Raw genomic sequence first — 11,454 nt, forward strand, 5'->3', positions numbered from 1 at the left:
CGGCGCAGCTGACTGACGGCCTGCCGGCTCAGGCCCACAGCCTTACCGGCCGCCTGCTGGCCGATACCCGTGGCTAGCGCCAGCAGGGCCTGAGCGCGGCGTACGGCCCGCACCGGGCGGCGGCCCGTGCGGGTGAAGGCTTCCAGGGCGGCCTGGGCGGCGGCCGGTAAGGCAAAAGGGATGATTGGTCGGGCCATAGCACCCTAACCGCAAGAACCTGTATTCTGTTAATCAACTTGCCTGACTAAGCACTAGTTCGATGTGCATCTGCTCGGCTAGGTGCCAGCCCACGACCTGGCGCGAGCAGGTGTCGCGCCAGGTGGCCAGGTAACACCAGCGCCCGCCCACCAGCGGCAGATACATGATGTCGTCCACCCATACTTGGTCCGGGGCGGTGGGGGCCGGCTGGCCGAGCAGCCGGTTTTCGGCGACTACGTCGGTCGGATCGGCTACCGTAGTAGGGGGCGTTGCGGGCGGGTGTTCAGCGCCCGCAAGCCGTTGCGGTGCAGCCAGGTGCGCAGTGCATAACGCCCCACGGCGTGCCCTTCGGCATGCAATTCGGTTCGTAACCAGCGGGTGCCGTGACGGCGGGCATGGCGCACAAAGGCTGCCTGCGCCGCCGGTTGCTACGCCGCAGATGGAGGGGCCGGGCGCTGACACCACTGATAATAGCCAACTGAACTGACGGCTAACAGGCGGCACAGCACGCGCACGGGCCACGGTTCCGCGCAGGCGTGGATAAATGCATAGCGGCTCATGACTGAGGCGGTTGGGAGAGCCCGCGCTTAAAGCGGGCACTGGTCACAACTTTTTTTAAATATCGCGCTCCATTGGATTTCGTCGCGCTCCGCGCTGCAGTACAACATGTCTGAACAAACGAGTCCATTTCATTGGCTTGCCCGTTGCAGAACTGTCAAATCAAAAAAGCATTTGACGTGTTTTTATTTTATTTAAATATTTACTATATTTAATTGTATTAAATTGATAAAAAGGCCCGAAGCCTTGACTTGTGCTACCCCTGTTTTGGCTGTGATTGCCACAACACATCAGCATAGAGTAGTCAATGGAATCCTGGGCGCGTTTTCTTCTCCCACGCAAGCAGCTCCGGCTGTGCCCGTACTATTCATGCTGCATATGAAGTGCTACTACTTGCTGCCGTTCTTATTGCTTCCCGGAACGTTGCGCTGCGCTGCCCAGTCCACTCTACGTTTTACGCTGCGCCAATCCCCGCTCTTGGTTGTAGATGCCGGAGCGGATCAGACTATTCCGCAAGGGGGACGCGTGGTGCTGGGGGGAGCCTTGCCTGCCTCAGGCGGCTCAGGTACGTTCGCCTACGCATGGACCCCGGCCACGGGCTTGGACCGGTCAGACGTACCTCATCCAACGGCTTCCCCTAACCAGACAACCACTTACACGCTGACCGTGACCGACCCCGGCAGCTGCCAAAAAGAAGCCCGGGTCACGGTAACGGTGTCCACCCCCACCCCCACAGCCATGGCCGCTGCTTGGGACCCTTGGGGACTGCACCTGTTCCCCAACCCTACCCACGGCGTATTCACGCTCGCATCCGAGCACCCCATGGGCACGAAGATTTTGCTGCTGGCAGTGTACTCTGTCTTGGGCCAGCGGGTGTACGCCGAAAGCATTTTAGCTGGCTCCCACAAGCTGGAGCAATTAATTCAATTGCCGCCGCAAGCCGCTGGTCTCTACTTCGTTCAAATCACAGGTCAGGACGTGAACCGTGTCTTCCGCCTGCAGGTGCAATAGGCTCCCATTCTTTTCCTTTTACGCCATGTCCTATTTATACATGCGTCCGCTACTGCGCTGGTTGCTCCTCGCATTGTGGTGTCTTTGTTCAACAACTGTCTATGCGCAAGCATCCAAGCCGTTCAAACTGCACCTTGACGGCTTCCGAGGCAACATACAATGGGAGCAATCTGCCGATGCCAAGAACTGGTCAGATGTGCCCAATGGGAACGTAGCCTCTTTGTCCGTCACCCCTACGCAAACTACTTATTACCGGGCGAAGGTGAGCGAGGCCGGATGCGTACCCACCTACTCCGACCTCAAGGCGGCGTATGCCCAGCCCGATGTTAAATATGTCCCCGTGACGTTCGGAGCGGATGTAAGCGCGGCTGGCAGGCAGGAAGTAGAAGGGTTCTACTCTGCATTAGAATCAACGGCCCCCACGGATGATGCCATGTTGCCGGTGGCAATTGGCCGGAAGGAGGACCTCTTTTTTGCTTTAGGGGGAAAAGAACAAGTACTACTGATGGGGTTCACGGAAGGAGAACCAGCAGAGCTGAGCATTGAAAACACAGGCGTGGCCTTGGTACGATTCGCCATTAATCCATTGGGTACGGGCAGCTTAACGCCCGCGCAACTGAAGGAGGCCATCCGGAAAGCACCTGCGTTTTCCTTGCTACGGCAAGCCATTAACCAAGCCTTAAGCAAAGGCGAGTCGTCTTTAGATTCCGACGATGCCATTGCAAAAGCGGGAGCCGTAGCTGCAGAAGTGGTCAAAGCATATGGAGGCTTTGTGCCAAATCGAGGAGTGGCGGGGGCGAGTGTGAATCAGGCCACAGCATTGCCTTATTTTCTTATTAAAACGGCCTTTAAAGGAAATAATATTTGGCTGGAGGACGAGAAGGCATCGGCCAACGTTAAAATGTTTAACGACACCCGGCTCTACTGGGAGGTTGTTACTTCGAACGAACAAGGACAGCAGATTCAAAAGCAGGAGGTCAAGTGGGAACCCTTTAAATTTTTTGAATTTTTGCCGTTTGTAAACCCGCCTGAAACCGCCATTTTGCAGGGCCACCCCGAGAAATTCACGGTTACCATTGGCCAAAATACTCAGCTTCGTGGTCGACACGCAGCTTTTTTAATACAATCCGCGATTTTAACGTTGTTAGAGTGGGCTGGTGACCCTAAGCGGGATCCAGAAAAGGTAGCTGCCTGTGTAAATGCGTTGGCGCCCGTAATCGTCAATAAAGAACTGTCTGGCTTGATTACCCAGGCCGACGGTCAATCTGCCAGACAATACCTACTCGAGATAATGGATAAATTGATGGGGGTGACAGATAGTGGCAAGTTTTGGATATACGAGTACATGAACCAATGCCAAGGGAAAAATTTGCCTGGGATTGAGGATTTACCTGCCAAACGGAAGTTCGCCAAATTATTATCACGTGCGTGGACGAAAATGCAAGTTACGATATCGTTTAGCGCTACGGCAGGATTTGCTTACCAGTTTTTCTACTATTATAATCACACGGCTTCGGTTACTTTATGTAAAAACAACGGCACTGTCAGCGAATGTGTGGACCGAGTAAATATCAGTGACCCTACTGCATCCAATGCGTTGCCCGTGGGCACAACTCTCAGCCTTTCGGGCACTGTAATTGGCGAGGATGGCACAGACTTAACCTCTTCCCACACCATCACGTGGCAATCCAGTAACCCCGCACTGGCTACAGTTAACGCGCAAGGGGTCGTAACGGGCATCAAAGTAGGCAAGGTGGATATTACGGGCACTTGCGGCGGGAAGAAGGGTACTCTAAATCTGACAGTTACTCCTTTTTCTCAATTAGTACTCATGAGTACCATGAAGCTGATGGAAATTAAGTACGCTGGCCCGTACGCTACTACCTCGGACACCATCACCGCCGTTGGCCTGGGTCAAACGCTTGGTTTGTTCCCGCGTTTGGTGGATGAAAACGGTAACGAGCAGCAAATGCAAGGACCGCTGGAGTGGGTGGTGTCGCGCCCAACCGTGGCGTCCGTTACTACCCGACAAGGGCAGTACAATATCCCATTTAGTACCCAACTTTATAACGGCACTTATGGCGAAATAAAGGGGTTGACAGAAGGCGAAATGCGGGTTCGGGCCCGTTACCAAGGCGTGTTCAGCAAGCCAATGTTGGTAAAAGTAGTGGACCTGCGTAATACCTACGACCTTACTGCCGTCGGTGGTGAACCAGTGCCCGGCATCACAAGTAACGGTGTTGAGTGGATAAGTGGAACAGCCACCCTTAAAAGCGCTTCGTTTACTTTGAGTTTAAAATCTAAAAGCACACCGTATTATCCACCAACCGAAGATAAACAAGCAGGAGATCTACACGTAATGGGTTATTCAGAAACTGACCAAGTGTACCCCTCCCATTTCACCGTACCTTTCCCCAAAGGCTTTATTTTACTGCACTGGAGAGGTGGGAATGCCTATAACTGGGGCTCGTTATCACCAGACAAAGGGACATATTACCAGACCTATAACGGAGGGATTTTATTTAGGAAATGAGGACTCTTTGAGGTGGTCTAGCTAAGCCGGACACAACTGGGACGTGGTTAGAAGTTGTGTTTCGAAGTGGTTGGGCGAGTGGTAGCCCAGGGCTGAGTGGCGGCGTTCGGCGTTGTAATAGGCGATATGGTGGCTGATTTCGAGCTTGGCTTCCGCAAGGCCGGGGAAACTTCCGCCGTCGAGCAGTTCGGCCTTGAAGCGGCTCCAAAACGATTCGGCGTGGGCATTGTCGTAGCAGTTGCCGCGCCGGCTCATGCTTTGCAGGGCACCATGTTGCGCGAGTAAGTTCTTGAATCGGGTGGCCGTGTACTGGCTGCCCTGGTCGGAATGCACGATGAGCCCGGCCGCGGGCCGGCGTACGGCCAGCGCGCGGCGTAGCGCCTCACTGACCAAGTCTTGGGGCATCGTGTCGCGCACGTCCCAGCCGACGACTTTGCGCGAGCAGCGGTCCAGCCAAACCGCCAGGTAGAGCCAGCCGCCGCCCTGCCGGGGCAGGTACGTGATGTCGCCGACCCAGACCCGGTTGGGGGCTATAGGGGCCGCCTGGCCCAGCAAGCGGTTGGGGGCCGCGCGTACGGCCGGGTCGGAAGCGGTGGTGCGGGGCACAAACGAGCGCAGCTGCTGCGCGCGCAGGCCGTGGGCATGGAGCACCCGGCGGATGCGCCAGCGGCCCACCGGATGGCCTTGGGCCTGCACTTCTACCCGCAGTCGGCGGGTACCATAACGCTGGCTGTGATACGCAAACGCTTCGCGCACCGCGACTTGCCAGGCCGGCTCGCCCACCAGCATCTGCCGGCGGCGGTGCCAGGCGTAATAGGCCGCTGGGGCCACCCGCAGTGCCTGGCAGAGCTGACGCACCGGCACTTGGCCGGCCCGTTGGGTGATGTGCTGGTAGGTACTCACGGGGTCAGCTGGCCGAAGATGACCAAGGCTTTTTTTAAAATGTCGAGCTCCTGCGCCAGCCGCTTGTTGGCCGCGCGCAGGGCGCGCACTTCCGGGTCGCGGGCCACTTCCACGCTGCCCACTTCGGCCACGAGCTGCGCTTGCTGCCAGCGGTAGAGCAGCTTGGGACTGATGCCCAGTTGCCGTGCCGCGGCTTGCGTGCTGCGGCTCTCCGAAGCCAGGCGCAAGGCTTCCGCCTTAAACGCCTCGTCGTATTTGCGCCGTTTGTCGGGCGACGCCCCGCTGGTTTTGGTTGCCATAATAGAAGAAATATACGTCCTTCTTCTGTCCGTCTTTCCTAGACCACCTCATCAAGCAGGAAGCCCCCGCTGCGCGTGCAACGGGGGCTTCCTGCGTTCTTCAGGCAGGGCTTGCGGCGTTATCATTGGGCCACCAGCGGGCCACGCCGAGCTGATAGAGCCGCACGCAGCCCCAGGCCAGCAAGCTGCCGAGCGTGGCGCCAGCCAGCACGTCGGAAGGGTAGTGAGCCCCCAGATACATGCGGCTATACGACACCAGAATGGCCCAGATGACCACCAGCACCTTCACCAGCCAGTAGCGCCGGGGCAGCACCAGGCACAGAAAAACGACGAGCGCGAAGGCATTGGCCGCGTGCGACGACATGAAGCCAAAGCGCCCGCCGCAGCCATTCACCAGGTTGAGCGTGGCCGAGAGCTGGGCGTCGTGGCAGGGGCGCAGCCGGGCAAAATAGGGCTTGAAAAACCGGCTGGAAATACCATCGGCCAGCGCCACGCTCAGCCCCAGCAACGGCAGCAGCAGCGTGGCCCGCCGGCCAAACAGGTAACTCAGCGCGAGCAGGATAACCAGGTAGGCCGGAAACCAGACGAAGCGCTCCGAGAAGAAAATCATCCACGCGTCCAGCGTGTCCGAATGGTTGTTGTTGGCGGCCAGCAGCAGCCAGCGGTCCAGGGCTTGCAGCTGCTCAATCACAGTGCGTCGGGGGTTGCGAGCCACTGCACGCCTTTGCGCAGCCAGGCCTGGGTGGCGGCTTCCGCCGAGTTGGGCTCGGGGCGCTGGTCGTAGTGCCATTCGCAGCGCGGGGGCAGGCTCATCAGAATGCTTTCGGTGCGGCCCCCGGTTTCGAGGCCGAAGCGGGTGCCCCGGTCGAAGGCCAGGTTAAACTCGGCGTAGCGGGCCCGGCGCAGCATGTGCCACTGCACTTCCCGCTCACCGTAGGGCAGGTCGCGGTTCTGGTGCATCAGGGCGGTGTAGGTGGGCCCAAATACATTTCCCACGGCCTGCATGAAGGCGAATAGCTCCTCGCGGCTACCATCTTTGCCCACCGTGAGGCGGTCGAAGAAAATGCCGCCCACGCCCCGGGTTTCCTGGCGGTGGGGCAAGTAGAAGTAGTCGTCGGCCCACTGCCGAAAGCGCGCGTAGTACGCCGGGTTGTGCGCATCACACACGTCCTTGAGCTGCTGGTGAAACCAGCGGGCTTGGCTCTCATCCACGTAAATCGGGGTCAGGTCGATGCCGCCGCCGAACCAGGCCTCGCCGTTGCCGGCCTCGAAGTAGCGCACGTTCATGTGGGCAATGGGTACCCGGGGGCTGCGCGGGTGCTGCACCACGCTCACGCCGGTAGCGAAGTAGTTGGCGTTGGGCATCAGCAGCACGCGGGCGGCCTGCTCGCTCATTTCGCCCCACACGGCTGAGAAGTTCACGCCGCCTTTCTCCAGCACCCGCCCGCCCTGAATCACGCGCGACAATCCGCCGCCGCCGCTGCCGTGCGTCCAGGCATCCTGCTGGAAAGTAGCGTGGCCTTCGGCAGCTTCCAGCTGCTCGCACAGGCGCCGTTGGAAGTCGCGAAGCCAGTCGGCCACGGTGTCGCGGAAGGTAGAGGCCGCCGGTGGCGCGGGAGAAGGAGAAGCAGTCAGCATAGAGGGGAAAGCGGCCAGGTCTGAACCAGGCAACTACGCAGCTGACTCGTGCAGAAACAGAAAACCGCCTGGCGGCGGAGGAAGTTGTAAGCCGCAAAGGTAGGCGTTTCGGCGTTTTGGTGCCGGCAAAGGTTAGCCGGCCGGCTGAGGTAGAGCACAACAACGCCCGCCTCCGGCAGGAAGCGGGCGTTGGGGCCTTGCAGGGGAGAAAACGCTAGTGGTTTTGCTGCACCAGCGCGGTGTTGGCGTTGCCGTGCTGCAGCACGTCGCTCTGGTTGCCGGCCGCGCCCTGGAAGGTTTGGGCGTCGTTTTCGTTGCCGGTCTGCCGCTGCCGGGCGTAGTGGCCATTGCCCTGCTGCTCGATAAGGGCGTCATTGCCTTTATAGCGTGGTCCGGTGGCTATAACGTCGCCCAGGCTCTGTGCCTGAATAGCGGTGCTTCCGTTGCCGGTCTGCGAAATCTGGGCGCTTTGGTACCTGTCAGCCTGCGTTTGGGTAGTCTGGTTGCTGTTGCCCGTCTGGGTGGCAGTAACCGCTTGAAATCTGCCCTGTTGGTTCTGGGTGGCCTGGTTGCTGTTGCCGGTTTGCGTGGCCCGGGCGTTCAGGTAGTCCCCCTCGTTCCGGATCTGGAGTTGGGTCTGGGTGGCTTGGTTGCTGTTGCCGGTTTGGGTAGTTGTTTGGTTACTTATAGTATTCAGGGTTTGCTGCTGCGTGCTGCGGTTGTCGTTGCCGGTCTGGGTCAGTGTAGCATTCAACATACCGTCGAACGAGGTACTCTGGCCCTGGGAGCCGGTATTGCGCTGCCCCAGCTGGGTAATGGTAGCCCGCGTCTCCACGCCGTTTTGGAGCTGACTGGCCGTATTGAAGTCGCCCTGCTGGCTGATGCTGGCCTGTCCTCTCAGGCCGCTCTGGTCCTGAGCGGCACTGTTGTTGTTGCCGAGCTGATATACTGTAACACGCTGTCCTGTCGTCACGCTGCCACCGCCTTGCTCCTGAGACGAGGTGTTGGCGCTGCCCAGCTGCATGGCTGTGGCCGTCAGCGTGACCCCACCCTGCTCTTGCGTGGCCACGTTGCGGTTGCCCAGGCTTTGCACGATGTCGGCGCTGAGGTTACGGCCCGATTGGCTCTGGGCAGCATAGTTGAGGCCGCTGAGCTGCTGAATAGAAGCTCCCAAGCTAAAGCCGCTCTGGTTCTGGGTGGCATAGTTGCCCTGGCTGCCCGCCTGGGTAGAGCCCTGCGTAATGCTGGCTCCGTTGCTGCCCCGGGTTTCATCGGAGCGCTGGTTCTGAATGGCCGTCTGGTCGTTGCCCATCTGGTTCACCGTAGCCCTTTGGGTGATGCCCTGCTGGATTTGGGTGCTATGGTTGTTGTTGCCGCTGGCCGAGCCGCCATTCACGGCCGCATCGTTCTGGCGCGTGGTGGCGGTGTTGGCCCGGCCGCTCTGCGTTACCGTCACTTGGTTGTTATTCCCATAACTGGTAGAAAGTTGCGTATTCTGCTGCGCTGCCGCCGCGCCGCTCACGGCCATAGCCGCAAAAAGGATTCCGGTTGATTTCATAAAAAGGAAATAGAAAAAGTGGATGATGCTGGCCCTGCAAGTGACCTTGTTAGGTAAGTGGAATCAATATTGTATATAAAAAGTTATAATGAAAGTATATTTAATTATATCATAATAAGATTAATTCCCTACTGTCTGCTTCTATAATGAGCTGATTATCAATATTAAAAATACTGAATATGCCGCTCGCGGGACGGTTGCCTCCCACAACGTCACCAGAGCCGCCCGGGCGGGTTTGCCTGGCGGGAAAACAGGGGACAGGTGAGTCCCGAAACCTTACTGGGAACCAGTAACGACTGAGCCCGATAACGCCGTTGCCCGGAATCGGGCGCCGCCCGCGCTGCCCACGGCCGGGCAACGATGTTGCTGTCGTTGCGAAGTCGTAATTTCGCCTTTCCACCTGCTACTCCTTCATGCCCTCGCAAACCACCCCCGTCATCGAACCGGAGTTTTCCACTCATCTTACCGCTACCCAGCCCAGCCAGGCCACGCTGCTGCGGGCGTATTCCTTTATGCGCACGGCCGACGCGCTGGCTCGCCTCTACGAGGAGAATAAGGCCGTAACGGCCAAATACGTGCACGCTACGGCTCGGGGCCACGAAGCCATTCAGCTGGCCGCCGCGTTTCACCTCAAAGCCACCGACTACGTCACGCCCTACTACCGCGACGACGCCATGCTGCTGGGCCTGGGCCTGGAGCCCTACGAGCTGATGCTGCAGCTGCTGGCCAAGCGCGACGACCCATTCAGCGGCGGCCGTACGTATTATAGCCATCCGTCACTGCGCCGGGCCGGGTTTCCGGTCATTCCTCACCAAAGTTCGGCCACCGGCATGCAGGCTATTCCGGCCACTGGCCTGGCCCACGGCCTGCACTACCTGGAAAGCCAGGGCCTGCTCGCCTCTGCCGATGCGCAGCCGGTGGTGGTGTGCTCTATCGGCGATGGCGCCATGACGGAGGGCGAAGTAGCGGAAGCGCTGCAAATGGCCGTGCTGCACCAGCTGCCCATCATTTATCTGGTGCAGGACAACGACTGGGGTATTTCGGCCACCGGCCGCGAGATGCGCGCCATGGATGCCTACGAGTTTGCCGCCGGCTTCAAAGGCTTGCAGCGCCTGCGCGTGAACGGAGCCGACTTCCCGGATTCCTACGCCGGCATGGCCACTGCCTTCGACTACGTGCGCCGCACCCGCGGGCCCATTCTGGTGCATGCCAAATGCCCGCTGCTGGGCCACCACACCAGCGGGGTGCGCCGCGAGTGGTACCGCGGCGACAACCTGGCCGAGCACAACACCCAGGACCCCTTGCCGCGTCTGCACCAGCAGCTGCTGGACCTGGGCAGCACGGAAGCCGAGCTGGCCGAGCTGGGCGAGCAGGCCCAAACTCTGGTGCAGGCCGACTACCAGCGCGCCCTGGCTGCCCCCAATCCGGACCCGGCCACCTTTGCCGACCACGAATTCGCGCCGCCGGCCGTAACCGAGGAAAGCGGCGAGCGGGCTCCCGCCGGGGCCGACAAGGCGCTGATGGTAGATGCCGCTCTGCACGCCGTGGATGATATTCTGCGCGAATTTCCGGAGGCTTTGTTCTACGGTCAGGATGTGGGCGGGGAGCTGGGGGGCGTGTTTCGCGAAGCAGCCCTGCTGGCCAAAAAGTACGGCGATACCCGTGTCTTCAATACCCCGATTCAGGAAGCCTACATCGTGGGATCCACGGCCGGCATGTCGGCGGTAGGAGCCAAGCCTATCGTCGAAATTCAGTTTGCCGACTACATCTGGCCCAGTCTGAACCAGCTGGTGGAAGAGCTCAGCAAATCGTGCTATTTGTCCAACGGCAAGTTTCCGGTGCAAAGCCTGATTCGGGTGCCCATTGGGGCCTATGGTGGCGGTGGGCCCTATCATTCGGGGTCCATCGAGAGTACGCTGCTCACCATTCGGGGCATAAAAGTGGTGTACCCGAGCAATGCCGCCGACATGAAAGGCCTGCTGCGCGCCGCCTTCCTGGACCCCAACCCCGTGGTGCTGCTGGAGCACAAAGGCTTGTACTGGAGCAAAGTGCCCGGCACCGAAGAGGCCAAAACCGTGGAGCCTGCTGCCGGCTACGTGATTCCGCTGGGCAAAGCAGCCATTGCGCAGCAAGCCGATGCCGAACAGCTGCGCCTGGGTGCTACCTGCGTGGTTATTACCTACGGCATGGGGGTGCATTGGGCCAAAACGGCTAGTCGGCAATTCGCCGGGCAGGTAGAAATCCTGGATTTGCGCACGCTCAATCCGCTCGATTTTGAGGCCGTGGAAGCCGCCGTACGCCGCCACGGCAAAGCTCTGGTACTCACCGAGGAGCCGCTGATGAACTCTTTCGCCGAGTCGTTGGCTGGCCGTATTCAGCGCAGCTGCTTCGCGCAGCTCGACGCACCAATATTCACGCTGGGAGCCGCCGATCTGCCCGCCATTGCCCTGAACGTGGAGCTGGAAAAGCAAATGCTGCCCAGCGCCGAGAAAGTAGCCGCCGCTTTGGCCGAGCTGCTGGAGTGGTAAAGAACGGGTTCGGAACTTCAATTTTCGTGTGTGTCAATATCGAGCCTTAGCGAGACATCTCGCGTGCCATGGTAATCTGATTGCCATGGCACGCGAGATGTCTCGCTAAGGCTCGATATTGACGTTCAAAGAAGATAAATATTCCCTGAGGCGCTACTGGCCACACAGCCTGGGTGAGGCAAGTCCTGCGCGTTGCTTAGAATGACAGGCAGAACAACGGTAATTCAT

The 11,454-nt window shown here is 59.3% G+C and carries 10 protein-coding genes; 3 read left to right on the forward strand and 7 right to left on the reverse strand.

From position 1 onward, the window contains the following. Nucleotides 1–197, reverse strand: a 197-nt coding sequence (locus tag E5J99_RS05610; protein ID WP_135496745.1) for a helix-turn-helix domain-containing protein, incomplete at its 3' end; no start/stop codon positions are given. A 34-nt stretch (nucleotides 198–231) separates the two neighbouring features. After that, nucleotides 232–798 carry a DDE-type integrase/transposase/recombinase gene (locus E5J99_RS22195; RefSeq protein WP_394345941.1) on the reverse strand — a complete coding sequence of 189 codons (567 nt, stop codon included), beginning with the start codon at nucleotides 796–798 and terminating at the stop codon, nucleotides 232–234. A 435-nt stretch (nucleotides 799–1,233) separates the two neighbouring features. Between E5J99_RS22195 and E5J99_RS05615 the strand changes: the two genes are divergently transcribed. Both E5J99_RS05615 and E5J99_RS05620 read left to right on the forward strand, forming a co-directional pair. After that, nucleotides 1,234–1,767 (forward strand): T9SS type A sorting domain-containing protein, encoded by a 534-nt coding sequence (locus E5J99_RS05615; protein ID WP_167852006.1) that lies wholly within the window; start codon nucleotides 1,234–1,236, stop codon nucleotides 1,765–1,767. 25 nt (nucleotides 1,768–1,792) lie between these two features. After that, nucleotides 1,793–4,300, forward strand: a complete 2,508-nt coding sequence (locus E5J99_RS05620; RefSeq protein ID WP_135496747.1) for an Ig-like domain-containing protein — start codon at nucleotides 1,793–1,795, stop codon at nucleotides 4,298–4,300. A 21-nt stretch (nucleotides 4,301–4,321) separates the two neighbouring features. Here E5J99_RS05620 and E5J99_RS05625 read toward each other — a convergent pair whose 3' ends face one another. From E5J99_RS05625 to E5J99_RS05645, 5 genes are all read right to left on the reverse strand, one after another. After that, entirely contained in the window at nucleotides 4,322–5,203 is an 882-nt protein-coding gene (locus E5J99_RS05625; RefSeq protein WP_167852007.1) for an IS3 family transposase, read from the reverse strand. Then, on the reverse strand, nucleotides 5,200–5,502 hold the full coding sequence (locus tag E5J99_RS05630) for a transposase (RefSeq protein WP_135496749.1): 303 nt from the start codon (nucleotides 5,500–5,502) through the stop codon (nucleotides 5,200–5,202). The genes E5J99_RS05625 and E5J99_RS05630 overlap by 4 nt, the downstream gene beginning before the upstream one ends. A gap of 100 nt (nucleotides 5,503–5,602) precedes the next feature. Continuing rightward, complete coding sequence (locus E5J99_RS05635; RefSeq protein ID WP_167852008.1) at nucleotides 5,603–6,193, reverse strand: phosphatase PAP2 family protein; 591 nt, start codon at nucleotides 6,191–6,193, stop codon at nucleotides 5,603–5,605. Beyond that, nucleotides 6,190–7,140 (reverse strand): oxygen-dependent coproporphyrinogen oxidase, encoded by a 951-nt coding sequence (gene hemF, locus E5J99_RS05640; RefSeq protein ID WP_135496751.1) that lies wholly within the window; start codon nucleotides 7,138–7,140, stop codon nucleotides 6,190–6,192. Before hemF ends, E5J99_RS05635 begins: the two co-directional genes overlap by 4 nt. 214 nt (nucleotides 7,141–7,354) lie before the next feature. Continuing rightward, a complete protein-coding gene (locus E5J99_RS05645; protein ID WP_135496752.1) occupies nucleotides 7,355–8,698 on the reverse strand; it encodes a hypothetical protein in 1,344 nt (447 codons plus the stop codon). A gap of 413 nt (nucleotides 8,699–9,111) precedes the next feature. Here E5J99_RS05645 and E5J99_RS05650 point away from each other — a divergent pair, with 413 nt between their 5' ends. After that, nucleotides 9,112–11,226 (forward strand): alpha-ketoacid dehydrogenase subunit alpha/beta, encoded by a 2,115-nt coding sequence (locus E5J99_RS05650; RefSeq protein ID WP_135496753.1) that lies wholly within the window; start codon nucleotides 9,112–9,114, stop codon nucleotides 11,224–11,226. Nucleotides 11,227–11,454: the final 228 nt, after the last annotated feature.

It is taken from the genome of Hymenobacter elongatus (assembly GCF_004745955.1).
Classification (GTDB): domain Bacteria; phylum Bacteroidota; class Bacteroidia; order Cytophagales; family Hymenobacteraceae; genus Hymenobacter; species Hymenobacter elongatus.